Source organism: Microbacterium sp. LS_15 (assembly GCF_041954735.1).
Classification (GTDB): Bacteria; Actinomycetota; Actinomycetes; order Actinomycetales; family Microbacteriaceae; genus Microbacterium.
The window spans coordinates 62,873-87,993 of record NZ_JAVAYD010000012.1; the positions used below are offsets into that span (position 1 = coordinate 62,873).

Sequence of the window (25,121 nt, forward strand, 5' to 3'; positions counted from 1 at the left end):
AGCAGTGTGCGTACGTTCGTACTCAAACGGCGGGCTACCTCCGCTCCGTCCTGCCGAGCGGCACGAGCCGACCGAGCACGACGAGGGCGATGGCCCCGAGAGCGGCGATCGCCGCCGGGATCCAGAACAGGTGCGGCATGCCCAGCCACGCAGCCCCGACGCTGCCGACGAACCCGCCGAGCGCGGCGTTGATCGCGTACGCGCTGAGGAAGACGCTGGATGCCGTGCCGACGCGATCCGGCAGCAGCCGCTGCGCGACCGTGATGCCCAGCACCCCGAAGGTCGCGATCACGCCGGCCATGAGCAGCTGTCCGACGATGAGCGGCGCGATGTGCGGCTCGATCCCGGCGGCCGAGGCGTAGGACACATGAGCGCCGACCGCCATCACGGCCCCGACCATGAGCACCCTGGTCACCCCGAAGCGGTCGGCGAGCCGCGCGGCGAGCAGCATGAGCGGCAGCTCGACGAGGGGCTGCAGGCCGATGATCGCTCCGCGCACCGCCGCGTCGACGTGCAGACCGCGGTCCATGTAGAGCGGCAGGTAGGCGAGCTTCACGGTCTCACCGCACATGATCAGCACGTAGATCGCCGTGAAGAAGAGGAGCGGCACCATCGAACGTCGGCGTGCGGTGCGCACAGCAGGCGCGGGCGCGGACGCCGCGGGCGCGTCGCCCTCCGCCTCGAACGCGTCCTCGCCGAGGGCCTCGTCGGCCTGCGGCATCCGGATCTCCGACTCGCGGCCGCGCGGCGGGGGCACGGCTCGCGCGCCGATGAGCGGGACGATCGAGAGCAGGATGCTGAGACCGGTGAGGAACAGCAGCGGTCGCAGCCCGAGCATCGCGCCGAGCACGGCGCCGAGCACAGGACCCACGACCCACCCGAACGCCATCGCGGTGCGCATGACGGCGACCACGCCGTTGTCGGCCGGGGTGGGCGCGCGGTTGAGCTCGTCGCGCACGGCGGCCTGCAGCTGCGCAGCCCCCGCTCCTGCACCGCTGAGCAGCAGCATGTTGATCGCGAACGGCATCCACGCCTGCATCGCGACGGCCATGAGCGCCCAGCCGACGAAGCCCGCCACGGCGGAGATGCGGAACACGAGCAGACGCGAGCCCATGCGGTCGGACAGCGAGCCGACGATGTAGCCCGTGATCGGCGCGATGAGGTTGGTGAGGAAGTAGAGCCCCGCCTGCGAGTCGGTGAGGTGGAGCTCCTCGACGAGGAACAGCGTGATCTGCGGCGCGGTGATCGACATGCCGATGCCGGAGATGACGAGGCTGAGGAAGGCCCCGCGCAGCAGCCGCGAGCGCAGGATGTACCGGGTCGCCGAGGCGGGCGCCGCTGCGCCGTCGCCGGGAGCGTGTTCACGCGCCACGCGCACCGTCTCTCGATAAGGAAGGGGAAGTTACAAATAGTACCCACCCACTCACCCACACCGCGGACGGGGACACAACCCCCTTGGCGGGATGCCGTCGGGGCTCCGACCCTGGGGGCATGAGCCATCCGGACGACATCAAGCAGCCGCTCGACCACCTGCCGCCGCTCGACGAGCGCGACAAGGCCGTCGAGATCGAGGAACCCCACTACCCGACGTCCGAGGCGCCCGACGGCCCCTCGCACGCGTCGCCCGACACCGCCGCCGAGCCAGGCAAGCCCAACCGGCACGGCGTCGACAAGCTGCCGCCCACGTCGCGCTGACCCGCGCTGCGGCACGCGCGCCGCGGCACGCGCACTGCGGCATCCCCGCGAGAGCACGGGCGCCGCGACACCGAGGGTCGACGGGGTTCAGCCCTGTCGACCCTTGAAGCGCGGGGTGAGCTTGTTGATCACGAACACGCGGCCGCGGCGGCGCACGACCTGGGCTCCCGGCTGGTTCTTGAGGGACTTGAGCGAAGCGCGGACCTTCATGGTGGACTCCTTATTGAGAATGGTTATCATCTAACCTAGGACAGATCCTCCATCGAACGGAAACGAGCCCCCCGTGAGCAGCACCCAGATCACCGTTGTCGCCGGACTCCGGGCGAGCAGTCGTACAGCCGTCGCGCGACGGGTCGCCCGACGGCAGCGCTGCTCACGGCTCCCCGCGGCGGCCCTGTCCGAGTCCAGCGACGCGGCCGCCGTCGAGACCCTCCGTCGCGCGGCGGGCGCCGCCCCGGAGCGCATGGTCGTCGAGCTGCCGGCCGACGCGTCGATCGAGGCCGCGATCGGGATGCTCGACGACGCCGATGAGGTCACCCTCGCCGAGCTCGTGTGCGTCGTCGACGCGGCATCCTTCTTCGACGACTTGCTCGCCGACGACTACGTCACGGTCGCGCACAGCATCCCGCCGCTGTACGTCGCGTCGTCCTTGCGGATGGTGCAGCACATCGAGCACGCGAGCACCGTGCTCGTCGCCGGCTGGGAAGGCCTCGAGACGCGCGACCTGTCGATCCTGCTCGCGACGTTGAGCCATCTCGCACCCGCCGCACGTCTGCGCCTCGACCGGACGGCGGATGCCGCACCGCCCTCGCCCTTCTCGCAGACGCGGAACCAACCCGGCTGGGTGCAGCTGCTCAACTCCGAGCACGAGCCGCACATGAACGACATCCGCGTCAGCGCGTTCCGGTACGAGCAGCTGAGGCCGTTCCACCCCGCGCGCCTCTGGCGGCTGCTGGAGCAGCAGTTCCCGGGCGGCGACTTCGGCGCGGTGCTGCGGTCGGCGGGGTTCTGCCGCCTCGCGACCCGACCCGGCGTCGTGGGCAGCTGGGATCAGGTCGGCCAGATGATCTCGCTCGACCCCCTCTCCCGCGACAGCGACGACCGGGAGCTGCTGGCACTCGGCCAGGATCTCGCCTTCATCGGCATCGACCTGGATGCCGCGGCGCTCACGGCTGCCCTCGACACGGCTGTGCTCTCCGACGCCGAGTTCGCCGGCGGGACGCGGGAGTGGGCCCTCCTCCCCGACCCGTTCCCTCGGTGGGTCACGAGCGTGCCCGCCGAGGACTGAGCGATGAGGCGCGCTGCATCCTCGCCTCGACCACGAGCACCGCGGCCACCCCGACCGCGCAGAGCACGAAGCCGCAGATCGTGACGAGCGTCAGGGTCTCACCCAGCAGCACCGCGCCACCCACGGCGGTCGCGGGCGCCATGAGGAACAGCAGAGCCTGCAGGGCGGTGATGCCGACGCGACGCAGCAGCCACCAGTACAGCCCGTAGGCGGCGAGCGTCGGGAACAGCGCGGTGAGCACGACCGCCAGCCAGAACGGGCCGGATGCCGGGGGCACGAGCTGTCCGGCCGCGGCGGCGATCACGAGGAAGAGGGCGGCCGTCACCGTCACATGGATGGTGAGCGTGATGAGCACGCCGGTCTGCACGGTCGATCGCCGCTGCAGGAAGGTGCCGACGATCAGGCACACCATCGCCGCGACCGGCAACAGGTAGGCGACGGGCGGAGCGTCGGACGAGCCGAACTGCGACTGCACGACGAGCAGCACGCCCACCGCGCCGACGCCGAGCCCCGCCCATTGCGCTGCGCGGACCCGCATGCCGAGCAGCGGGCCGACCAGCACCGCCACGATGAGCGGCTGCACGGCGTCGATGAGCGCGACCGTGCCGGTGGCGATCCTGATCGCGACGGCGGCGTACACGGCCGCGCAGTACCCGAACTGCGCGAAGAGGCCGATGAGCGCCTGCACGCGGAGGTCGTGCGCCGTGATGCCCCGCCCCGCGCCCGACACGGCGGCGAGGACGAGCAGCACGAGGGCGAGCGGCACGAACCGCCAGACCAGCAGGGTCAGCGGCGCGACCTCGACCGTGGCGAAGGCCGGTATCAGGAAGCCCGAGCTCCAGGTGACGACGAACACGATCGCCGCTGCCGCCGTCACCACTCCGCGAAGTAAACCGATCTGTATACCCATGACCGCGAGTATACAGATCCCTATACTCGTGTCATGGCCTCGCCCGTCCCCGACCTCGCTCCCCTGACCCCCGGCGCGCGCCGCGTGCTCGACGCCGCATCGCGGCTGTTCTACGAGCGCGGCATCCACGCCGTGGGCGTCGACACGATCGCCGAGGCCGCCGGCGTGACCAAGAAGACCCTCTACGACCGGTTCGGGTCGAAGGAGGCGCTCGTCGTCTCCTACCTCCAACACCGCGACGCCCGCTGGCGCGACGATCTCGCCGCCCACCTCGAAGCGGTGCCAGGCCCCGGCATCCCCCGCATCCTCGCCGTGTTCGACCATGCGCTCGCCTGGTCGACCGCCAACAGCCCGAAGGGCTGCAGCGCCGTCAACGCGCGCGCCGAGGTCGGCGGCGACGAGGGGGCTCCGGTGCTCGCCGAGGCCTCGCGCGAGAAGGTCTGGCTGCTGGACCGGTTCTTCGACCTCTGCGTCGAGGCGGGGATCGACGACCCGCAGCGCACGGCCGAGACGCTGATGCTGCTCTACGAGGGCGCGATCGTCACGCTCGGCATGGGCACGTTCCCCGAGCCGTTCGCGGTCGCTCGGCGCTGCGCGGAGGGGATCCTGGCGGGCAGCTGAGGCGGCCTGCCGACAGGCTCGCGATGCACCTCAGCCCTCGTCGCCGCGTTCCGCGACCTCGTCGTCGCGCTTCGATCCGCCCCTGCCGAGGGCGATCGTCGAGAGCAGGCCGACCGCGAGGAATCCGGCCGCGGTCCACGCGGCGAAGCGGGTGCCGTCCGAGAACGCGGCCTTCGCGTCGTCCGCGATGTCGGACGTGTCGGGTCGCGCGTCGAGTCCGCTGATGGCAGCCCCCGCGCTGTCGACCACCGTCGAGACGATCTCATCGCGCTGCCCGGCAGGGAGCCCCCGGTCGTCGAGGGACGCGCCCAGGATGCCGGCCGTGCTCGTGAACAGCACGGTGCCGAGGATCGCAACGCCCAGGGCCGCGCCGAGCTGACGCGACGTGGACTGCGTGCCGGAGGCGGCCCCGCTGTCGGCGACGGGCACGTCGGCCAGCACGACTCCGGTGAGCTGTGCGGTCGCGAGACCGACGCCGAGGCCGTAGACGAACAGGAACGGGATGAGGGGAACCCACGATGCGTCGGGCGCGATCACGAGGCCGACGCCGGCCACACCCACGATCTCGGCGAGGAGTCCTGCCCGCACGATCCAGACCGGGGCGATCCGTCCGCTCGTGGCGCCGGCGACGCCGCTCGCGAGGAACGAGCCGAGCGCCAGGGCGAGCAGCAGCAGCCCGGTCTGCAGGGCGTCGAAGCCCAGCACGAACTGCAGCCACAGCGGCAGGGCGAGGATGATGCCGAACTCTCCGAGCGCGACGACGGCAGCGGCGATGTTGCCGTTGCGGAACGACGGGATCGAGAACAGCCGCAGCGCCAGCAGCGTCGACCGACCGGCGCGCTCTCGGTGAACGCCCCACAGGATGAAGGCCACGAGGCCGATCAGCGCGAGCGCGAACGCGAAGGGGATCGGAGAGAGATCGAGCGGCCACGTCCCGTCGCCGATCCGCGGGCGCTCGTCGACGAGCCACCACCCGTACGTGCGCCCCTCGATGAGCCCGAAGACGAGCGACCCCATCGTCACGACCGAGAGCACCGCGCCGACCACGTCGATGCGGTCGGTGCGGTCGCTGCGGGTCTCGGCGACCGTGAGCAGCACGCCCGTCACGATGAGCACCCCGAGCGGGATGTTGATGCCGAAAGCCCAGCGCCAGGAGAACTCGGTGGTCAGCCAGCCGCCGAGCAGCGGGCCGACCGCCGCCATGCCGCCGATGGTCGAGCCCCACACCGCGAACGCGATGCCGCGCTCGCGTCCGCGGAAGGTCGCGTTGATGATCGAGAGCGTCGTGGGCAGGATCATCGCTCCGCCGACGCCCTGCGCGAGTCGGGCGAGGATGAGGATGCCGCCGTCCGGTGCGCTCGCGGCGAGCACCGAGGACGCGGCGAACACGATCACGCCGACCACCATGACCCTCCGTCGGCCGAAGCGGTCGGCGAGGCTGCCGAAGACGAGCAGCAGAGCGGCGAACACGAGCGTGTACGACTCCTGCACCCACTGCACCTCGGTCGACGTGATGCCGAGATCGTCGACGACGGCCGGGATCGCGACGTTCACGATCGTGGAGTCGACGATGATCAGCGAGACGGCGATGCTGATGAAGACCAGCCCGATCCAGCGGAGACGTTCGTATCGATTCACGACTACTAGCTTAGCTAGATAAGTTACGGGCTAGGGGGTTTTCGAGAGACTTCTCAGCCCGCGGCGGCGCGCAGCGCGGCGTCCACCCTCTCGATCACCTCCGGCGGAGCGGACACCGCGATGAGCTCTGGGCGCAGGGCGCGACCGGGCACCCAGCGGATGTAGGCATCGAACTCCGCCGCGATCTCGGGCGAGTGCTCCGCGAGGATGCGCGACACGAGACCGCAGACGCCCGGGGCGTCGGCGAGCACGGCGAGGTCGGCGTCGACGCCGCGCTCGGCATCCGGAGGGTCCGCGCGCGCGGGCGCGGGGTCCTGCACCAGCCACTCGTGCACGCCGGGACCCGCCTCGAACCGCGGCCGGTCGGGCAGCCGGACCTCGGCGCGCGTACCCACGGCGACCTCCGCCGACAGGCGGATGCCGTCGCCGCGGCGCTCCCAGCGCACGCGCGCGCGGCCGAACGGGGTCTCCTGCACCACCTCCGCATGGTCGAGCGCCGACGGGAACCAGGGGCTGATGCGCATCGTCCGATAGCCGGGCGCGGTGGGTGCGAGCCCGCCGATCCGTCGATGCAGCACATCGGCCACCGCCCCGAACGCGCAGTGGTTGAGCGACACCATGCCCGAGGGGTGCAGTGTCCCGTCGGGGCGCACGGCATCCGGTCGCTCCCACACCGTGGTGGCGCCCATCGTCACCGGATACAGCCACGACGGGCACGCGGTCTGGAACAGCAGCCTCTCGGCGGCGAACTCCTGACCGGCGTCGAGCAGCGCATCGAGCACGAGCGGCGTGCCGAGGAACCCCGTCGCGAGCCGGTAGCCTCCGGCCCGCAGCAGCCGGGCGAGACGGATGCCGAGGGCGGGCCGCAGCGCGGGCGGCGCGAGGTCGAACGCGAGCACCAGCGCGTAGGCGGTCGGCGCATCCGACAGGAGACGGCCGGCCGGCGTGAGGTACGCCGCGCGGAACGCCGTCGTCGCGTGCTCGGCGACGCGCTCGGCCTCCGCCGCCCCGGCGGCGTCGCCGGCATCGCGCAGCGCCTCCGCGCCGAGCCGTGCCGACCGCACCCGATACGCGCCGGCGACGAGTCCGGCATCCGTCTTCGCCTTGTCCGGTCGGGTCGCGGTCGGGTCGAGCCAGTCCCCGTACTGGAAGCCGCGCTCCCACAGGCCGTCGTCCGTCGCCAGCCGCTCGCACGCCTCGACCCAGTCGCGCATCGCGGGGGCGAGCCGGCGCCGCACATCCGCATCCGCGTAGCGCTCGGCGAGCAGTGCGGGCACGGTCGTCACGGCATCCCCCCATCCGGCTGCCGCGACGGCGCTGAACGCGCCCAGGGGGTCGGGCACGACGGTCGGCACGACCCCGTCGTTGCGGCGCTGCTCGAGAGCCAGGTCGTCGAGCCAGGCCCCGAAGAACGCGTCGACGTCGAAGAGCGAGGCCGCGGCGGGCGCGAAGACCTGCGCATCCCCCGTCCAGCCCAGTCGCTCGTCGCGCTGCGGGCAGTCGGTGGGCACCGACAGCAGGTTTCCCCGCAGGCTCCACACGACGTTCTCGTGCAGACGATTCAGCAGCGGATCCGAGGACGTGAACCACCCCGTGCGGCGGACGTCGCTGCCGACGACGACCGCCCGGACGTCGCCCGCAGCGAGCGGGCCCGAGAGACCGGAGATCTCGGCGTATCGGAACCCGTGCACCGCGAACGCCGGCTCGACCTCCCGCGTCCCCGACCCGTCGCCGACGAACCGGTCGGTCGCCGTCGCCGCACGCAGCGGTCTGGTCGCGAGTGCCCCGTCCTGCAGGATCTCGGCGTGGCTCAGCGTGATGACCGCGCCCTCAGCCGCATCGATCCGCAGCCGCAGCCGGCCGACGAGGTTCTGGCCGAAGTCGACGATCGCGGTGTCGCCGTGCAGGTCCTGCTGCACCGACACCGGCGTGAGATGCGCGGTCCGCCGCACGGGCTCCGCATCGAGCACCTCCACCGCGACATCCGCCGGGAAGGCCTCGACGAGGGCGGGCGGCCACGCGGAGTCGTCGAACCCGCTGCGCATCCACCCCGCCTTCTCGCGCCGCGCATCCCAGTCCTCGCCGGCGTAGAGCCCGCTCGCGACGAGGGGCGGGTCGGGGTCGACCCGCCAGCCCTCGGCGTCGATCTCGGTCGACCGCCCGTCGGCGTGACGCAGCAGGAGCCGCACCGACACTCCCGGCTGCTCGCCGTAGAAGCGTGCCGCGTTCGGGCCGAAGCCGTAGCGCTCGGTGAACCATCCACCCGCGGCCTCGACGGTGATCACGGCCACCTGCTGCTCCCGCCGCAGGAGCGCCGTGACGTCGGTGACGGTCGCGGCGAGGCGGTCGCGATACGAGGTCCACCCGGGCTTCAGCACGTGGTCGTCGACCTCGACGCCGTTCACGAACACCCGATGCACGCCCTGCGCGGTCGTGAGCAGAGCGGCACCCACGACGTCCGTCGGCAGGCGCAGTTCGCGACGCAGGAAGAGCGGCGCCGCAGGTCCGCCGGGGCTCGGATGCCGCAGCAGCGGCGCCGACCAGTCCTCCGTGAGGAAGGCCTCGACGAACGGCAGCGGGTCGCTCCACTCCGACCACTCGCCGTCGTCGCCCTGCACCCTGACCTCGAGCCGATGCGCCGCGCCGTGCCCCGCGGTGAGCGGTGCGAACGGCCAGGCGCGGAGCACCGGGTCCGGCCCGATCCGGTGCTCCGCGCCGCCGTCGAGGCGCAGCGCCGCCGCCCGCGCCCGCCAGTCCGGGGGCGCGTCGACCGTCCAGGAGACGGGCGGCGTCGGCGAGGAGGCGACCGCCGCGTCCCGGCGGCGGCCGACCCGCACGCCGGTGACGCGGACGGACCTCATGCGATCGGATCGACCCCGGCTGCGGTCTGCCGACGACGGCGCACGACGAGCAGGCAGCCACCTGCCGCGAGCGCGAGGCCGAGCACGACGAGCACGATCGGCAGCGCAGCGCCGGTGCTGGCGAGCGGGTCGCCCGTCGCCGCGCCGGTCGCGGCGCCGCTCACGGCTCCACCCGTGCCGGTTCCGCTGCCCGTGCCGGTTCCGCTGCCGTTGCCGTTTCCGCTTCCGGGACCGGCTGTGCCGGGGTCGACGTCGGCGGCGAGCAGGCGCACCGGCAGGAACTCGGCCGAGTCCTTCTCCCCCGCGATGCCGCCGCCCCACGACAGGTAGCCGTCGCGACCAGCGCCGTCCGCCTCGTTGACGATGAGCGCGCTGCTGAGCAGAGCAGACGACGGGGCGACACCGGTGAGCCGCACCCACGGCACCGCGGCCTCGTAGACCGTGGTCTGCGCGGCGTCGTCGCGCACCACCGCGACCTGGGAGCCGGCGACGGTGCCGGCGGCATCGCCCGCGGCGAGCCAGCGGTACAGCTGCGGCCCGGCGGGGGTCAGCGCCATTCCCAGCTCGTGCCAGGTCGTCGCCGCGCCGGGCGCCCCCGCCGCGACCGTGAACTGCACCGAGTCGCCCTGCCAGATGGTGGATCCGGCTGCCGGCTGGTCGTGCACGTCGTCGAGCACCTCGACGCTCACGTAGAGGTTGTCCTCGTCCCACGTGTACCAGAACCGGGCGGACTGGTCGGTCGACGCCGCGAACGCGGCGAGCAGCCCCCCGGTCTGCCCCTCCAGCACCACGGGGGTGAGATCGTCGAGGTCGTCCAGCACTCCGTCGACCGTGATCGTGCGGTGCGCGGCGCCGAGCGCCTCGTCCACGGCGAGCGGGGCGACAGCGCCGGATGCCGCGAGCTCGCGGCCCCCGACGAGGGCGGATGCCGACCACGTCGTACGCGCGGTGATGCCGTCGAGCGCGATGTCGACGACGAGCGCGGCGTGCGCGGCGACCTCCTCCTGCTCGGCCTGCGTCGCAGTGGATCCGCCGAGCACCGATGTCAGCCTGTCGACGGTCACGGACTCGTCGGAGGCGTTCCCGAGGGTGAGGCGCAGCACGGATCCCCCGTCGGCGGCGATGGTCTGCGCGCCGGTCAGGGTGATTGGCTCGCTGACCGTGGTGGTGGCCGTGAGCGAGCCGAGCAGCGTGCTGCCGCGGTACAGCTCGCCGACGACGACGTGCTGTCCGAGCGCCGTGGCGGCGGGCAGGGCGAAGTCCACCGCGCCGACCTGGCCGGCGGCCACGGTCTGCGCGACCTCCTGCCCGTCGGGGAACACGAGACGATACGCGCCCTCGGTGCTCGACGCGGCGTTGTCGATGCTCCAGTGCGCGGCGATCGGCTGCCCGAGGTACGCGGGATCCAGCGTGAGGGCGGTGGCCGACGCGGTCACGCCCGTCACCGCGCCCTGCAGATACACGGGCCCCTGACGCAGGTCGATCACGAGCTCCGAGCCCGCGCCCGCCTGCACGACCCGCGACGAGCCGTACATGTCGGTCACGGTCACGTCACCCTGGAGCGTCACGGTGACAGCCCGCGGCGACGTCGACCACAGCGCCCGCACCGGACCGCCCGGAGTCTCGAATCCGATGTTCCACAGGTCGGCGATCGAGGTGTCGCGGGTCGCCGAGTGCGCACCGGCCAGCACGTCGGCCGCCGTCGAGTAGCTCACGAAGGCGGGCTTCGGCGTGTACGCGCCCAGCGGGTCGTTCGCGGCGTGCAGCAGACCGAAGTTCTCCTCGGTCTCCGCCGCGTCGACGCCGTCGTTCACGAGGTCGTAGACGTAGTAGCGCTCGACGTCGTGCAGCGCGGTGATGACCGCCGACTTCGCGATGTTCGCCGCCTGCGTCTGCTCGTCGACAGCGCGGGCGTTGGTGCCGGTCGGCCATCCGTGCTCGGTGACCCAGAGCGGGATCGACTGGCCGTCGTTGTACTCGCGCACGAGCGCGTCGATGCGGTTCAGCGTCTCGTCGAGGGCCTCGGCTCCCACCGGGTAGCTGTAGGGGTGCAGCACGATGCCGTCGAGGTAGTCCAGCGCGCCGAGGCGGAAGGTGTCCTCGAGCCAGTCGGTGTTGAGGATCGCGACGGCCGGTCCGATGACGGGCAGGTCGGGGTCGACCGCCTTGACCGCCGGCGACGCCGACTTGAGCAGGTTCACGTAGTGCTCGGGGGCGACGTTCGTGTTGCCGCCGAGACCGAGATCCCACTCGTTCCAGATCTCGATGCCCGAGGCCATGTCGCCGAACTCCGTCGCCATCTCGGCGGCGTAGGCGGAGTACGCCGCGACGGCTTCCGCGCTCACGGGTCCGTTGCCTCCGTCGTAGAGGGGGTTCCCGTAACCGGCGAGCAGCAGGGGACGGACGCCGCTGCTGCGGGCCTGGTCGAGGAACTCCGCGCGGGCGACCGACCAGTCGTAGACGCCGGGGGTCTTCTCGACATCGCTCCAGTAGGGCTCGTCGCGGAACTGCGCCACTCCTCCGACGGCCAGCGCCGGCATCGAGGCGAAGTCGCGGTGCTGTCCGTAGTGGGTCACCGCTCCGAATCGACCGTCGGCGGTCTCGGCGACGTCGGTGTCGGCGAGCACCGCGATCGTCGTCTGCGCGCCGCCGATGCGGGTGCCGTCGGCGAGGGCGTCGACCGTGAGGCCGTACCAGCCGCGGCCGAGCGCTCCGAGGTCGAGCGCGCCGTCGGCGGGCTCCTGCCCGGAGGCCACCACGCGCCCGTCGGCCGCCGTGGTGCGCCAGGCGACCGTGTCGGCCGTCGTCTCATAGGGCAGCGTCACGGCATCCCCGACCGTGAAGAGGTTGCCGAAGGCGCCCGCCGACAGCGCGAACCCGGGGGTCACGTCGGCGGCGCTGATCGTGATGTCGTCGATGAGAGCGCGGGCGGTGGTCGAGGTGGTGTCGGGGCGCGCCCAGGAGTTCACGACGAACCCGATCTGCTGCGCCGGCCCGTGCCATTCGCCGTCGGCCGCGCCGCCCCAGGCTCCATGGCTGGGGTCGTCGGTGGGCGAGGCGAGCGTGATCTCCTGCCAGCCGTCCACGTCGGGCACCGGCAGGAAGGTCTGGTGGGTCTGCCCGGTGGCGTCGACGAGCTGCACGCCGATCGTGTGCAGGTTCTCGGCGTCGATCCAGAACGAGGCCGAGTCGAGGTCGACGCCGCCGAGCGACCGGGCGGCCATCTCCCAGCTGTCGGTGCCGCGCACCGCGGTGTCGAGCAGAACCTCGACCGACGACGAGCCGGTGTGCCCGCGGTCCGCCGCGCGAGGCGTGCTCGGCGACACGGTCGTGCCGTCGAAGGCGGTGGCCGACCAGCCGGCCAGGTCCTCCACGCCGATCGTCGTGTCGGCGGCGACGGCCGCCGCGGGAAGCGCGAGGGCGCCCACCGCGATGAGCGCCCCGCTCAGGGTCAGCGATCGGCGGCGCGTAGTGCGCGACGACCGGGGTGTGCGTGATCTCACTCTGTCTCCTCTTCGAGCCAAGGTCGATGAAATGGGGAAATCGGTTGCCCCACGGCATCCTTGCGACAGTTGCGGAGTCTTGTCAAGCATCGAGACGCCCGTCATCGCGGCTTCCGTCGGTCGTTAAGATTGGCTTTGACGAACCGGCACCTCACCTGGTAGACATCGGTAGAGCAATCGCTTTTCCCGCACAGCAGCACCACCCGAACGAAGGAGTTCCCATGACGAAGCGCATCCGCGCTGCCGCGGCTCTCGTCGCCATCGGCGGCCTGGCCGCCGGTCTCGCCGCCTGCTCGTCCGACCCGTCGCCCGACTCGGGCTCGGACGGTCAGATCACGATCCAGGTCGGCGACCGCCCCTCGGCGGACCGCCCGGAGGACCGCGAGTACTTCGACGAGCGCGTCGCCGCCTTCGAGGAGGCCAACCCCGACATCGATGTCGAGGCCGTCGAGACCGCGTACGACGCCAGCACGTTCCAGGCCCTCGCGGCCGGCGGCTCGCTCCCCGACGTCCTCAGCGTCCCCCTCACCGAGCCGCAGGGCCTCATCAAGCGCGGGCAGGCCGCCGACATCACCGACGCCCTCCGCTCGGAGGATCTGCTCGACTCGCTGAACCCGACCATCCTCGATCTCGCGTCGGACGACGACGGCAACGTCTACGCCGTCCCCACCAACGCGTACTCGTTCGGACTCGTGTACAACCGCTCCCTCTTCACGGCGGCCGGACTCGACCCCGACGCACCGCCCACGACGTGGGACGAGGTGCGCGAGGCCGCGAAGCAGATCACCGAGAAGACCGGGGCGGCCGGATTCTCCGCCCTCACCACCGCGAACACCGGCGGATGGCAGTTCAGCGGCATCACGTACTCGTTCGGCGGCACGATCGAGAACGAGGACGGCAGCGAGGCGACGTTCGACGACACCCCGTCGACCGACGCCCTCGAACTGCTGCACGCCATGCGCTTCGAGGACGGCACCCTGCCCGCGAACACGCTGTACGACATGGACACCCAGGGGCAGGACTTCGCCGCGGGCAAGATCGGCATGATGATCGCCGCGACCGACCGCTACTACGGCGTCGTGCAGAACCTGAAGCTGCCGGCCGAGGACTTCGGCATCGGCGGGATGCCGCAGGACGGCGGCGTCAACGGCACCCTGTCCGGCGGCAGCGTGCAGATCGTGAAGCCGGACGCCTCGGACGAGGAGAAGGCCGCCGCGGTGAAGTGGATCAAGTTCTTCTACCTCGAGCGCTACTTCGACCAGGACGTCGCGGTCGCCGACGCGAAGGCGTCGAACGAGGCCGGCTCCGTCACGGGCCTGCCCGGCCTCGCGGTCGTCAACACCGACGCGTACGACACCTACTTCGAGTGGATCGCCGACTACATCAACGTGCCGTCGAGCAACTTCGCTCCGTACCTCGAGGCGTCGACCGAGATCCCGATCGTCCCCGAGCCGGTGAACAACGCGCAGGAGGTCTACGGCGCCCTCGACGGCGTGATCCAGGCCGTGCTCACCGACGAGAACGCCGACATCCCGGCGCTGCTCGAGAAGGCGCAGACCGACGTCCAGGGTCGCCTCAGCCGCTGACCGTCAGGTCGCCACACCCCACCGCGATCGGGGCGGGACACCGCTCCCGCCCCGATCCCTCCCGTCCGGAGAACAGATGTTCCAGAACCGCTCCCACGGTCGCACCGGCTCCGCGCCGACCGCGACCACCCGTCGCTGGCGCCGCCTGCGCCCCGGACTCGTCGCCCTCGGCATCGCGGCCCCCGCGATCCTCGTCTACCTGTACTTCTCGTGGGGCCCCATCGTCTCGTCTCTCGTGATGAGCGTGCAGACCGTCACGCCCGGTCAGGACGCGCAGTGGGTCGGCATCGAGAACTTCGCGTACGTGCTCTCCGACCCGCAGCTCCCCCAGGCCGCGCTGAACACCGTGTACTACACGCTCCTCGCGATCGTGTTCGGCTTCCCCGTGCCCCTCGCCCTCGCCGTGCTCATCGCCGAGCTCCGCGGGCACCGCTGGTACTTCAGCGCCCTCGCCTACCTGCCCGTCATGGTGCCGCCGGTCGTCGCCATCCTGCTGTGGAAGTTCTTCTACGACCCGTCGTCCGACGGCGTCTTCAACACGATCCTCGGGGCGATCGGCATCGGCCCCGTGCCGTGGCTCACCTCCCCGGCGTTCGCGATGCCGTCGATCGTGCTCGAGACCACCTGGGCGGGTGCCGGCACGGCCGTCATCATCTACATCGCCGCGCTCACCAGCATCCCCACCGAGCTCTACGAGGCGGCCGAGCTCGACGGTGCAGGCATCTGGAGCCGCGTCTGGCACGTCGCCCTGCCGCAGATGCGCGGCGTCATCGGCACGATGCTGCTGCTGCAGGTCATCGGCACCATGCAGATCTTCACCGAGCCGTTCCTCTTCACCGGTGGCGGACCGCTCGGCGCGACCAAGACGCTGCTCATGACGATCTACGACTACGCGTTCGTGCGGGTCGACTACGGCGCGGCGACCGCGCTGAGCGTCCTGCTCGCCGCCGTGCTGTGCGTCTTCGCCTTCCTCTACACCCGCCTGACCCGTCGCTGGAGCGCCTGATGAGTACCCTCGCCCGCCCTCGCCGCTCCGCGGACGCCGCACCCGCGCCCCGCACCAACATCTCCGACTCCGACCGCCGACGCCCCGTCGTGCGCGTGACCCTCGCGATCGTGCAGACGCTCGTGCTCGTCGCCCTCCTCGTCGCCGGTCTCGGCCCCCTGGTCTGGCTGGCGCTGGCCGCTGTCTCCCCCACCCAGGACCTCATCCGTGAGCCGTTCGCGTTCTTCACGAGCGGTGTCGTGCAGTGGGAGAACATCGGCATCGCGTGGGAGCGGGGCCGCATCGGGCACTACCTGCTCAACACCGCCGTGCTCGCCCTCGGTGCGACCGTGGCGACGCTGGTGGTGTCGACCACCGCCGCCTTCGTCATCACGGTGCTGCGCCCGAAGTGGGGCAAGCTGCTCTCGGCCGCGATCCTCGCGACGCTGTTCGTGCCGGGCATCGTCGCCCTCGTTCCGCTGTACCTCACGGTGCGCGAGCTCCCCGTGCTGGGGATCTCGCTCCTCAACACCCCGTGGGCGATCTGGCTGCCCGCCGCCGCCACGGCGTTCAACGTGCTGATCATCGCGAGGTTCCTCGAGTCGATCCCCGCCGACCTGTACGACGCGGCGCGCATCGACGGCGCCGGCGCCCTCCGCATCCTGTGGAGCATCGTGCTCCCGCTGTCGAAGCCGATCCTCGGCGTGGTCGCGCTGCTGGCGGTCGTGGCCTCGTGGAAGGACTACCTCTGGCCGCTTCTCGTGCTGCCCGACCCCGACCTGCAGCCGGTGTCGGTGGCGCTGCCCCGCCTCGCGGCGCAGACCGAGTTGAGCGTGCAGATGGCCGCGCTCTTCCTGTCGCTCATCATCCCCGTGGTGCTGTTCCTCGTGTTCCAGCGGCAGTTCCTGCGCGGCGCGAGCATGGCCGGAGGGGTGAAGGGATGACCCGCGTCCTCGTCACCGGCGCCGACGGCGAGATCGGTCGGGCCGCGAGCGCGGAGCTCCTCCGCGCCGGCTACGACGTCACCGCCCTCTCCCTCTCGTACGGTTCCGACCACCCGGCCGACCGCGTGCTCGTCGGCGACACGACCTCGGTCGACGACGTCGCCGCCGCGCTCGACGGAGCGGATGCCGTGGCGCACTTCGCCGCGATCCCGCACCCGTCTCTCGGCACCCCGTACGAGGTGTTCCGGGTGAACACCGACTCCACCTTCAACGTGCTCGAGCAGGCGGGCAGCCGCGGCATCCGTCGCGCGGTGATCGCGAGCAGCATCAACGCGCTCGGCTACCCGAACAACCCGCACCGCGCGTTCCCGCCGTCCTTCCCGCTGCGGGAGGACACCCCGACCGACGTCGGCGACGCCTACTCGCTGTCGAAGGGGGTCGACGAGCAGACCGCCCGCTATGCGCACCGCCGCCACGGCATCGACGTGGTCGCGCTGCGGTTCCCGCTCGTCAAGTGGCCCGAGGTGCTGCGACGGGCGGCGGCCGAGGTCGCCGAGGACCCCGCGTCGATGGCTCGCGAGGGCTGGGCGTATCTGACGATGGCGGATGCCGCGAGGGCCGTGCGCGTCGCGATCGAGGCGACGACCAGCGGCGTCCTCGTGGCGGGACTCAGCGCCGACGACACGCTGCTCGGCGAGCCGACGAGCGCGCTGCTCGCCCGGTACGCCCCCGACATCCCCACCGACTCCCCCGTGGACGGGTCGTCGCCCCTCGTCGATGCGAGCGTCGCGGCGACCGTGCTCGGCTTCCGGCCGGCGGAGTCGATCCACGACGGCACGGCGACCGCCCCGTTGTCCGCTCCGTCTCTCACCCCGACGAGGAACATCCCGTGACCGACGCCCCGCTTCCCCTGACCTTCGCCCAGCCCTGGGCGGCACGCGACGACGTGCGCATCATCGACGTGCAGGCTGTCGTCACGGCGCCCGAGGGCATCCCGCTCGTGGTGGTGAAGGTGCTCACGAGCGACGACGGGCTCTACGGGCTCGGCTGCGCCACGTTCACGCAGCGCTGGCAGGCCGTGGTCGCGTATCTCGACCACATCCGTCCGCTGCTGGTGGGCCGGTACCCGGGCGACATCGAGGATCTGACGCGGCTCATCCGCTTCTCCGCGTACTGGCGCGAGGGTCCGGTGGGCAACAACGCGCTCTCCGGTGTCGACATGGCGCTGTGGGACATCGCCGGCAAACGAGCGGGCATGCCCGTCTACGAGCTGCTGGGCGGCCGGGTCCGCGCGGCGGCCGAGGTGTACCTGCACGCGGAGGGACCGGATGCCGAGGCCACGGCCGCGCACGCGGAGCAGCTGTGTGCCGCGGGGCTGCGTCACATCCGCGTGCAGACCGGGCAGCAGGGCATCGGCCACTACGGCGCGCCGCCCGCGCCCGGGCTCTACGACTGGGCCCGCAATCCGCAGGGCTGGCGGGTGTCCGAGTATCTGCGCCGCACCCCCGAGCTCTTCGCCCGCATGCGCGAGCTGCTCGGCGACGATGTCGAGCTGCTGCACGACGTGCACTCGCGCCTCTCGCCTCGCCAGGCCATCGCGCTGCTGCGCGACCTCGAGCCGTATCGCCCGTTCTTCATCGAGGACGTGATCGCCCCCGAGCACTGGGATCGCCTCCCCGAGGTCGCGGCCGTCTCGTCGGTGCCCCTGGCCGTCGGCGAACTGGCCACGTCGTTCACCGAGGCCGCCCGTCTCGTCCGGACCCACGCCGTCGACTACCTGCGCGCGCACATCTCCGACGTGGGCGGACTCAGCGCCGCCCGCCGGCTGGCCGTGCTCGCCGACATCGAGGGGGTGCGCACCGCGTGGCACTCGCCGGGCGACGCATCGCCCTTCGCCGTCGCCGCGGCGGTCGCGCTCGATGTCTCCTCCCCCGCCTTCGGCGTGCAGGAGGGCCACGTGTACAACGAGGCGAGCCACGAGGTCTTCCCCGGCATGCTCGACATCGAGAACGGCTGGCTCACCCCGAGCGACGCGCCGGGCTGGGGCGTCGACCTCGACGAGCGCGCCGCGGCGCGCTTCCCCGCCGGTCTCTCCGGCCACGACGGCTGGGCGGCGGGCGTCCGCTCCACCGACGGCGCCCTGATCGCCCCCTGACCCCGTCCCTGTCCACTCCTCCCGAAAGCACCCGCATGCCCACGTGGTCCCTCGCGCCCTCCCGGCGCTCCCTGCTCCGCGACGGAGCGCCTTCCTTCCTGCTCGCCGACACGACCTGGGCCGCGTTCAGCGGGCCGTCCGACGAGGAGTGGACCGACTACCTCGTGCGGCGGCGGCGGCAGGGCTTCACGGGTCTGCTGATCAGCGTGCTGCCGATCGAGCACGACCGCTCCGAGGGCGGGCTGTCGCCGTACGTCGTCCGCGACGGGCGCCTCGACCTCGACGGCGGCGACCCCGAGTACTGGCCGAGGGCGGAGCGGATGCTGCAGGAGGCCGCCGAGCACGGCTTCACGCCGATGCTCGTGCTGCTGTGGAACAACTTCGTGCCTGCGACCTGGGGCGCGGGACTCACTCCCGAGCTGGTGCTCGACGAGCAGCAGACCCTCGACCACGTGCGCGGGGCCGTCGAGCGGTTCGCCCGGTTCGCGCCGATCTGGATCGTGTCGGGCGACGACGACCTCGACTCCGAGGTCGCGCTCGCCCGGTATTCGCTGGCCGCCGCGGAGGTGCGCCGACTCGCCCCCGAGGCGCTCGTCACCTGGCACAGCACGCCCACCGCACGGATGCCGGAGGCCGTCGCGGACGGGGAGCTGCTCGATCTGCACGGGCTCCAACCGGGGCACAACCAGGAGTGGGACACCCTGCCCCGTGATCTCGTGCGCCACTACGCGGCGTTCTCGGTGCCGCGGCCGATCATCAACCTCGAACCCTGCTACGAGGGACTGGGCCGCTTCGCCGGTCGCGCGCGGCATTCCCGGGCGGACGTGCGGCGGGCCAGCTGGACCGGTGTCGTGGCCGGGGCGGCCTCGGGACTCGGGTACGGCGCGCACGGCGTGTGGAGCTGGCACCGCCGCGGCAGCGCGTTCACGGCCGAGAACGTGCACGGCATGCCGTTCCCGTTCTCGGTGGCGATGGAGTTCCCCGGCGCCGACGACGTCGGCTTCCTGCGTCGTGTCGTCGAGGGCGAGGTCCTGTTCGATCTCGCCGAGGCCGCCGACCTGCTCGTGGACGAGCCGTCGGGAGCCGTGGTCGGGCGCACAGGTGACCGGGTCGCGGTCTACGCGCCCGAGTCGTTCGCTCTCACGCTGCGGCTCGACCCCGCCGCTGTCGTCGCGGTGCGGGTGTACGACCTCGACGCCCGGCGGATCGATGCGGCGCAGTGGACGCCGGTCGCGCACGACGGCGCCCCCGGCATCCGTCTCGAGCAGACCGAGTTCGCCGGCGACGCGCTGTTCGTGATCGATCTCGGCCGGTCGACCCCGTGACGACGGACGACGCGGTCGTCGCCGCGCACGGCATCCGCGTCGCCGTGACGAGCGCTGGCGGGGCGATCTCGTCGATCCGGGCGCACGGCGTCGAGCTGCTCGCGCGCACCCCCTGGGCGGACCAGGGCCTCGGCGGAGAGGGCGATGCGTGGCGGATGCCGTCGAGCAGCGCCGAATGGCATCGACGCTATGCCGGCGGGTGGCACCTGCTGACCCCGGCCGCGGGAGACCCGTCACCCGAGGCATCCGTCGAGCAGCCGTTCCACGGCGAGGCGGCCTGGCGCTCGTGGCGCGTGCGCGCGGAGGGCCGCGCCGCGATCGTCGCGGAGGTGCTGCTGCGCACCGCGCCGTTGCGGGTGACCCGCACGGTGACGGTCTCGGAGGGGCGCGTGACCGTCGACACCGTGCTGCGCAACGAGAGCGACGGCGATCAGCACGTCGTCTGGGTCGAGCACCCGGCGCTCGCGGGGGCGCTGTTCGACGACGCCGAGGTCACGCTCGGGGCCGAGGGCGCAGACGCGGCCGAGCGTGTCGCGGTGCAGATCGTTGCTGCGCCCGGGGCGCGGTTCGACGACCTCGACGCCGCCGCCGGACGCGTTCTGATCGCATCGGCGTCGGCCGGTCTCGACCTGACGCTGACATGGGATGCCGCGTTGCTCCCCCGCCTGTTCGTCTGGCAGGAGCGGCGCGGCTCCGCTGGGTTCCCGTGGTGGGGCGCGGTCGACGCGGTGGGCCTGGAACCGGCATCCGACGCCTACGGCACGGCCACCCTCGGGTCGGGGTCGGTGACGGTGGCCGCCCGCGGCGAGCGCCGCAGCCGCCTGGCGTGGGAGATCCGGCCGCACGAGTGAGCGTCGCGGCACCGGATCGCTACAATCGTTCTGCGATGTCAAGCAAAGCGATTTCCCTCAAGGACGTGGCCGCCATCGCGGGGGTCTCCGTCTCGACCGCGTCGAAGGTGCTGCGCGGCGGGGGCAAGGCATCGGACGCCACTCGCGAGCGCATCCTCGAAGCCGCTGCGCGCCTGGACTACGAGCCGAACGCGCTGGGTCAGTTCCTCGCGCAGGGGCGCAGCGCGACCATCGGCGTGCTCACCCTCAACGCACCCGGCGCGTTCACGATGCCTGTGCTCACCGCCGCGACGACGGCGCTGGGCGCACGCGACCTGTCGGTGCTCGTGTCGGACTCCCGGCTCGACCGTGCGGTCGTCGCGGCCACGGTGCGCAAGTTCCGCGCGCGCAAGGTCGACGGCCTGCTGGTCGTCGGCGACGGCAGCGGCACCGCGATGCGCTCGGTCACGGCCGGGTTCACCGTGCCGGTCGTGTACGCCTACGGCTTCTCGGACGAGCCGGACGACGTGTCGTTCGTGCACAACGGCCAGGTCGCCGGAGAGCTCGCAGGTCGGCACCTGCTCGGTCTCGGCCGGCGCCGCATCGCGCACATCGGCGCCTCGCTCGACGACCACTCCGCGAGGGAGCGCGCCGAGGGTCTGACCTCGGTGCTCGCCGCCGAGGGTCTCGAGCTCGTCGGCGGAGCCGGGTTCCACGGGGACTGGTCGCGGTCGTGGGGGCGGCGCGCCGCCGAGGACCTCATCGCCTCCGGGCTCGAGTTCGACGCCGTGTTCTGCGGCAACGACACGATCGCCATGGCCGCATCCGAGGTCTTCCGACAGGCGGGGCTCCGCATCCCCGCCGACGTCGCGATCGTCGGGTTCGACAACCTCGCCGGTCTCATGGACCAACACGACCGCACGCTCACCACGATCGACCCCCTGCTCAGCACCGTGGGAGAGCGCGCGGCCGAGTACCTCGCCGACGCCATCGAGGGCGGCGCCTACGAACCAGGAGTCCACCGCGTCGACGGCATCCTCATCGAGGGCGAGTCGTCGGTCGGCCCGCGCTCCTGACCTGCACGACGCCGGAGGTCCTCACTCCAGTTCGTCGAGGACCAGCTCGCCGCGCGCATTGAGCCGCGCCATCATGCGCTCGATGCGTCGCGGGTCGACCTTCGGCGCCGGGTTCTCGTCGAACTCCAGGACCAGCGGGATGCTCGGGTGGATCCACGCCGACATCGCGCCGACCCGCTGGGAACCGCCCGGCCACGTCATCATGAAGCTCTCCTGGCGCCGCAGCTTCGTGGACATGACGATCTTCACGTGGACCAGGACGTCGTCGTCGACGTCGATCGCCGGACGCGAACTGTTGTATTCGAGCTTTCCCATGATCGAACAGTACCCGGATCCGCGATCTGACCGAGGACGTCGGCGGGCGCAACCGCCGCCTGGTCAGCTGTCGCCGCGGCGCCCGAGCAGCTCCCCCAGCACGTTCCCGATGACGGTGGAGACGTTGTTCTCGTACCCGTCGTGCGAGAGCGCCCCCGTGAAGCAGATCGATCCGACGCTGAAGACCGCACCGCCTCCTGGCTTCTCGAGCCAGGTCATGTCGGAGCGGACGTCCGCGCTCTCCGTGCCGCCGAGGCCGGCACGGGACGCCATGACGTCCTCCCCCGCGAGCAGGTAGAAGTCGCTGTGCCCGGTGGAGGTCGCGAGCACGACGGTTTCCCGGGGACTTCCGCGCTCCGGGTCGAAGCGGTCGATCTCGTCGCCGGACGACCCGTTCATGATGAGGCCGAAGTCGCCGATGACATCCTCCGTCACCCCGTCGAATACGAAGGCGAGCTCGGGCGGCAGCTCGGCGGACCGACGGAAGCCCGGTGCCCGCGAGTCCCAACCCTGAGCCGTCATCCCGACCCCGGTCAGCGAGTTCGGCCAGCGACCGCGCTGCCGCCACATCCCCCCGGGCTCCCCGGTGGTGCTGTGGAAGCCCTGACCGGGTGCGCCCTCCGACGGTCTGGTGCCGACCGGGCCGCGGCGGATCTCGAGCAGGTGGGGGCGCACGGCATCCTGGCTGGTCACCCAGTAGAAGCCGTTGCCGCCGAGGTACATGAGCGAGCCGCCGTCCTCGGCGTGCGCGTCGAAGGCATCGAGCATCCGCGCACTGACGTATTCGGGATGGCTGCCGGTGATGACGACGGCGTAGTCGGCGAGCAGCGGCGCACCGTCTCGGTGCAGGTCGTGATCGGTGATGACGTCGAACCCGTAGCCCTTCTCCATGAGCCAGTCCACGAGGTACAGGTCGGCGCTGAGATGACGCGGGGCGTCCTGCAGCCAGGCGCGGTAGTCGGGGCGGAGGTTGGGGATCGGGCGCAGGTGGGTCGAATACGAACAGGTGCTGCCGTCGGAGTGCACGTCGTACATGCTGAGGCCCCACTCCGGATGCTGCGCGAGCTCGATGTCGCGGTGCCCGGGGTGGATCGGGTGATCGCTCATCTGATCGCCCTCGAAGTCCAGCCGGGTGACCATGCGCTCGTTCGCGTAGGCGATGTAGGTGAAGGTCGGCAGCAGCACCGCGATACGAGCGCGTGCCGAATCGGCACCTGGGCGGACGACGAACGGCACGTGGTCGACGGCGTCGCCGGCGCGGAGCTCCACCGCGTACACCCCGGACTCGAGGTCGTCCGGCACGGCGAAGCGGAGGCTGCTCGGCCACCCCGCGTCATCCAGGTCGTCGTCGTGGAAGTGGATCGCTCCGTACTGGTCGGGCACCTTGGTGAAGTCGACCTCCTCGTGGCGCCACGAGGCGCCCGTCGCCGCGCGCAGCGGGGCGCCCACCACGATCCCGTGGCGCTCGTGACCGGAGACGTCGATGCTCAGCGCACTGCCGACCTCGCGCTCGAACCGCCAGTCGGCGACGAGCGACCTCGACCCTCCGGCGTCGGTGCGGTGGATGCGAGGGTTCTCGATCTTGCCGTTGAAGACGCGGTCCGGCACCCACTGCGCGCCCACACGGCCGCAGGTGACGGCGCCGACGACCGCCGACTCCACCACCGCTCGTGCCACGGCAGCCTCGGGCGCGGCGCCCGACCAGACCTCCCGTCGGCCCCGCAGCTCGGTGCAGCGCAGCTGCGCGGTACCGTCGACGGAGATCCCGACCTCGATGCGGTACCAGCTGTCGCTCCGCCAGGCGACGGCGAGAGATGTGACGTCATCCTGCCCCGCGCGGAGGATGAGGGCTCCCGTGGCGTCCAGCAGCACGGTCACCCCCGCCGAGCCGTCGGCCGCGAGCAGGGAGAGGACTCCCTGCTCGCGGCCGACGGCGGGCGTGGTCGGCTGGACGAGGACCGAGAGGTCGACGCCGCTCGACGACTGCCGCCCGATGCTCGGCACCGCGACACAGGACCCGAGGTGCACGTCGCGCTCCCCACCCTCGACGGTCCGCGTCGGGAACGACGCGACCGGGAGGATCCGACGACCGGGTCCCTGCGGGTTGTCGTCTCCGTGGCGCAGTCGCACCAGGGCGACCTCCACCTCGGGAGCGCTCGCGCTCACCATCAGGTCGACCATCTCGCCCGGTACGGCGGAGAGGGTGTTCAGGTATCCGGTGAGCGTCATGATGCTGTTCCTAGGGAGAGGGCGGTCGGGGCGGGTCAGTTGCACTCGGTCTTGTACCAGAGCTTCTGCCCCTCGGGGCTGTCGACGTCCTCGCTCGTGAGGATCTCGACGGGCGCGTCGACGGTCTTCGACGCCTCTTCGCCGTTCAGCTTCTTCGCGATCTGCTCGATCGCCAGCTCGCCCATCGCGTAGGGCTGCTGGGCGACGGTCGCCTGGAGCACGCCCTCCTGGAGCAGCTCGACGTTCGCCGCGCCGGCATCCCAGCTCACCATCTTCACGTCGCCCACCACGCCCGCGTTGCGCAGGGCGACGGCCGCACCGGTGGAGTTGAGGTAGTTGGTCGTGTAGATGGCCTTGAGGTCGGGGTACTTCACGAGCGTCGATGCCGCGTTCGCCTGGATCACGTCGGCCGCGATCTCGGGGTACGAGATCGAGACGACCTCGATGTCGGGGTAGTCCTTCAACGCGTCCTCGAATCCCTTGATGCGGGCCTGCGTGATGGGGTTCGTCGCGAGCGATCCGATGGCCGCGATCTGACCCTCGCCGCCGATGAGGTCCGCGAGGTAGGCCGTGATCTCCTTGGCGCCCTCGTAGTGGTTCGAGGCGACGAACGAGTCGTACAGGTTCTCGTCGGCGAGCTGGGCGTCGACGTCGATCACCGTCACGCCGTCTTCGCGAGCGGTCTGGATCGGGATGCCGCCCGCCTCCGGATCCGCTGGCGTGTAGATGAGGGCGTCCGGGGCGCTGGTCAGCACGTTCTGGACGATGGTGGTGAGCTGCGCCTGGTTCTGGTTCTGCGGCGCCTGCAGTTCGCCGACATCCATCCCCAGCTTCTTGCCCGCCGCCTGCGCCCCGCACGCGACCTGCACGTAGTAGGGGTCGCCCGACTGCGGGCCGGCGATCGCGACCGAGGCTCCGGTCACGGAGTCGCCGTCGGTCCCTCCGCCTGCGTCGGCGTCGTCGCCGGAACAGGCGGCGAGCGGACCGACCAGCAGAGTGGTGGCGGCGAGGGCGAAGAGGATGCGGCGGGTACGGCTCTGCGGGCGGGTGAAGCTGCGTGCATTCATGAGGTGACTCCTGTATCGGGTGGTGAGGACATGCGAGAGGAGGACTGCGGTGAAGGACGGGGAAGGGAAGGACCGAGGGTGCCGGGCGCCCGC

General features: G+C 71.7%; 20 protein-coding genes. 11 read left to right on the forward strand and 9 right to left on the reverse strand.

The genetic code is table 11. From position 1 onward, the window contains the following. Positions 1 to 34 precede the first annotated feature (34 nt). Positions 35 to 1,372 carry an MFS transporter gene (locus tag RAC69_RS13910; RefSeq protein WP_375087332.1) on the reverse strand — a complete coding sequence of 446 codons (1,338 nt, stop codon included), beginning with the start codon at positions 1,370 to 1,372 and terminating at the stop codon, positions 35 to 37. 119 nt (positions 1,373 to 1,491) lie between these two features. Here RAC69_RS13910 and RAC69_RS13915 point away from each other — a divergent pair, with 119 nt between their 5' ends. Next, positions 1,492 to 1,695, forward strand: coding sequence for a hypothetical protein (locus RAC69_RS13915; RefSeq protein WP_375082834.1), 204 nt, complete (start codon positions 1,492 to 1,494; stop codon positions 1,693 to 1,695). An 87-nt stretch (positions 1,696 to 1,782) separates the two neighbouring features. Here RAC69_RS13915 and ykgO read toward each other — a convergent pair whose 3' ends face one another. Continuing rightward, on the reverse strand, positions 1,783 to 1,905 hold the full coding sequence (ykgO, locus tag RAC69_RS13920) for a type B 50S ribosomal protein L36 (protein WP_341933493.1): 123 nt from the start codon (positions 1,903 to 1,905) through the stop codon (positions 1,783 to 1,785). A 73-nt stretch (positions 1,906 to 1,978) separates the two neighbouring features. Between ykgO and RAC69_RS13925 the strand changes: the two genes are divergently transcribed. After that, on the forward strand, positions 1,979 to 2,983 hold the full coding sequence (locus tag RAC69_RS13925; protein ID WP_375087333.1) for a GTP-binding protein: 1,005 nt from the start codon (positions 1,979 to 1,981) through the stop codon (positions 2,981 to 2,983). On the opposite strand, the gene RAC69_RS13930 is transcribed toward RAC69_RS13925, so the two are convergent. Next, the gene (locus tag RAC69_RS13930; protein ID WP_375087334.1) at positions 2,958 to 3,893 is read right to left on the reverse strand and encodes a DMT family transporter; all 936 of its coding nucleotides are present in this window, start codon (positions 3,891 to 3,893) and stop codon (positions 2,958 to 2,960) included. The genes RAC69_RS13925 and RAC69_RS13930 overlap by 26 nt on opposite strands. Positions 3,894 to 3,926: 33 nt before the next feature. Between RAC69_RS13930 and RAC69_RS13935 the strand changes: the two genes are divergently transcribed. Continuing rightward, entirely contained in the window at positions 3,927 to 4,514 is a 588-nt protein-coding gene (locus tag RAC69_RS13935; protein ID WP_375087335.1) for a TetR/AcrR family transcriptional regulator, read from the forward strand. A gap of 30 nt (positions 4,515 to 4,544) precedes the next feature. Here the strand turns inward: RAC69_RS13935 and RAC69_RS13940 are convergent, their stop codons facing one another. The 3 genes from RAC69_RS13940 to RAC69_RS13950 are packed head-to-tail and all read right to left on the reverse strand — an operon-like array spanning position 4,545 to position 12,516. Then, a complete protein-coding gene (locus RAC69_RS13940; RefSeq protein ID WP_375087336.1) occupies positions 4,545 to 6,152 on the reverse strand; it encodes a DHA2 family efflux MFS transporter permease subunit in 1,608 nt (535 codons plus the stop codon). Positions 6,153 to 6,205: 53 nt separating this feature from the next. Further along, positions 6,206 to 9,013, reverse strand: coding sequence for a family 78 glycoside hydrolase catalytic domain (locus tag RAC69_RS13945; protein ID WP_375087337.1), 2,808 nt, complete (start codon positions 9,011 to 9,013; stop codon positions 6,206 to 6,208). Next, positions 9,010 to 12,516, reverse strand: a complete 3,507-nt coding sequence (locus tag RAC69_RS13950) for a sugar-binding protein (RefSeq protein WP_375087338.1) — start codon at positions 12,514 to 12,516, stop codon at positions 9,010 to 9,012. Before RAC69_RS13950 ends, RAC69_RS13945 begins: the two co-directional genes overlap by 4 nt. A gap of 221 nt (positions 12,517 to 12,737) precedes the next feature. Between RAC69_RS13950 and RAC69_RS13955 the strand changes: the two genes are divergently transcribed. From RAC69_RS13955 to RAC69_RS13990, 8 genes are all read left to right on the forward strand, one after another. After that, positions 12,738 to 14,102 carry an extracellular solute-binding protein gene (locus RAC69_RS13955; protein WP_375087339.1) on the forward strand — a complete coding sequence of 455 codons (1,365 nt, stop codon included), beginning with the start codon at positions 12,738 to 12,740 and terminating at the stop codon, positions 14,100 to 14,102. Between the two features lie 76 nt (positions 14,103 to 14,178). Beyond that, entirely contained in the window at positions 14,179 to 15,108 is a 930-nt protein-coding gene (locus RAC69_RS13960) for a carbohydrate ABC transporter permease (protein ID WP_375087340.1), read from the forward strand. Next, positions 15,108 to 16,031 carry a carbohydrate ABC transporter permease gene (locus tag RAC69_RS13965; protein ID WP_375087341.1) on the forward strand — a complete coding sequence of 308 codons (924 nt, stop codon included), beginning with the start codon at positions 15,108 to 15,110 and terminating at the stop codon, positions 16,029 to 16,031. The genes RAC69_RS13960 and RAC69_RS13965 overlap by 1 nt, the downstream gene beginning before the upstream one ends. Continuing rightward, a complete protein-coding gene (locus RAC69_RS13970) occupies positions 16,028 to 16,924 on the forward strand; it encodes an NAD-dependent epimerase/dehydratase family protein (protein WP_375087342.1) in 897 nt (298 codons plus the stop codon). Before RAC69_RS13965 ends, RAC69_RS13970 begins: the two co-directional genes overlap by 4 nt. After that, positions 16,921 to 18,186: an enolase C-terminal domain-like protein gene (locus RAC69_RS13975; protein WP_375087343.1), complete on the forward strand. Its 1,266-nt coding sequence runs from the start codon at positions 16,921 to 16,923 to the stop codon at positions 18,184 to 18,186. The genes RAC69_RS13970 and RAC69_RS13975 overlap by 4 nt, the downstream gene beginning before the upstream one ends. Before the next feature lie 35 nt (positions 18,187 to 18,221). Next, a complete protein-coding gene (locus tag RAC69_RS13980) occupies positions 18,222 to 19,511 on the forward strand; it encodes a DUF4038 domain-containing protein (protein WP_375087344.1) in 1,290 nt (429 codons plus the stop codon). Beyond that, positions 19,508 to 20,362 carry a hypothetical protein gene (locus RAC69_RS13985; protein WP_375087345.1) on the forward strand — a complete coding sequence of 285 codons (855 nt, stop codon included), beginning with the start codon at positions 19,508 to 19,510 and terminating at the stop codon, positions 20,360 to 20,362. The genes RAC69_RS13980 and RAC69_RS13985 overlap by 4 nt, the downstream gene beginning before the upstream one ends. A gap of 35 nt (positions 20,363 to 20,397) precedes the next feature. Beyond that, a complete protein-coding gene (locus RAC69_RS13990) occupies positions 20,398 to 21,417 on the forward strand; it encodes a LacI family DNA-binding transcriptional regulator (RefSeq protein WP_375087346.1) in 1,020 nt (339 codons plus the stop codon). Positions 21,418 to 21,438: 21 nt separating this feature from the next. Here RAC69_RS13990 and RAC69_RS13995 read toward each other — a convergent pair whose 3' ends face one another. The 3 genes from RAC69_RS13995 to RAC69_RS14005 form a co-directional block, all read right to left on the reverse strand. Further along, positions 21,439 to 21,732, reverse strand: coding sequence for a hypothetical protein (locus RAC69_RS13995; protein ID WP_375087347.1), 294 nt, complete (start codon positions 21,730 to 21,732; stop codon positions 21,439 to 21,441). 63 nt (positions 21,733 to 21,795) lie between these two features. Beyond that, positions 21,796 to 23,961: a N,N-dimethylformamidase beta subunit family domain-containing protein gene (locus RAC69_RS14000; RefSeq protein ID WP_375087348.1), complete on the reverse strand. Its 2,166-nt coding sequence runs from the start codon at positions 23,959 to 23,961 to the stop codon at positions 21,796 to 21,798. A 35-nt stretch (positions 23,962 to 23,996) separates the two neighbouring features. After that, a complete protein-coding gene (locus RAC69_RS14005) occupies positions 23,997 to 25,028 on the reverse strand; it encodes a sugar ABC transporter substrate-binding protein (protein WP_375087349.1) in 1,032 nt (343 codons plus the stop codon). Between the last annotated feature and the right edge of the window lie 93 nt (positions 25,029 to 25,121).

Excerpts from the sequence above, each read along its gene's own strand:
- RAC69_RS13915 (WP_375082834.1), top strand. The coding sequence starts at position 1,492 with ATGAGCCATCCGGACGACATCAAGCAGCCGCTCGACCACCTGCCGCCG.
- ykgO (WP_341933493.1), bottom strand. The coding sequence starts at position 1,905 with ATGAAGGTCCGCGCTTCGCTCAAGTCCCTCAAGAACCAGCCGGGAGCC.
- RAC69_RS13930 (WP_375087334.1), bottom strand. The coding sequence starts at position 3,893 with ATGGGTATACAGATCGGTTTACTTCGCGGAGTGGTGACGGCGGCAGCG.
- RAC69_RS13935 (WP_375087335.1), top strand. The coding sequence starts at position 3,927 with ATGGCCTCGCCCGTCCCCGACCTCGCTCCCCTGACCCCCGGCGCGCGC.
- RAC69_RS13945 (WP_375087337.1), bottom strand. The coding sequence starts at position 9,013 with ATGAGGTCCGTCCGCGTCACCGGCGTGCGGGTCGGCCGCCGCCGGGAC.
- RAC69_RS13955 (WP_375087339.1), top strand. The coding sequence starts at position 12,738 with ATGACGAAGCGCATCCGCGCTGCCGCGGCTCTCGTCGCCATCGGCGGC.
- RAC69_RS13960 (WP_375087340.1), top strand. The coding sequence starts at position 14,179 with ATGTTCCAGAACCGCTCCCACGGTCGCACCGGCTCCGCGCCGACCGCG.
- RAC69_RS13965 (WP_375087341.1), top strand. The coding sequence starts at position 15,108 with ATGAGTACCCTCGCCCGCCCTCGCCGCTCCGCGGACGCCGCACCCGCG.
- RAC69_RS13970 (WP_375087342.1), top strand. The coding sequence starts at position 16,028 with ATGACCCGCGTCCTCGTCACCGGCGCCGACGGCGAGATCGGTCGGGCC.
- RAC69_RS13980 (WP_375087344.1), top strand. The coding sequence starts at position 18,222 with ATGCCCACGTGGTCCCTCGCGCCCTCCCGGCGCTCCCTGCTCCGCGAC.
- RAC69_RS13990 (WP_375087346.1), top strand. The coding sequence starts at position 20,398 with ATGTCAAGCAAAGCGATTTCCCTCAAGGACGTGGCCGCCATCGCGGGG.
- RAC69_RS13995 (WP_375087347.1), bottom strand. The coding sequence starts at position 21,732 with ATGGGAAAGCTCGAATACAACAGTTCGCGTCCGGCGATCGACGTCGAC.
- RAC69_RS14000 (WP_375087348.1), bottom strand. The coding sequence starts at position 23,961 with ATGACGCTCACCGGATACCTGAACACCCTCTCCGCCGTACCGGGCGAG.
- RAC69_RS14005 (WP_375087349.1), bottom strand. The coding sequence starts at position 25,028 with ATGAATGCACGCAGCTTCACCCGCCCGCAGAGCCGTACCCGCCGCATC.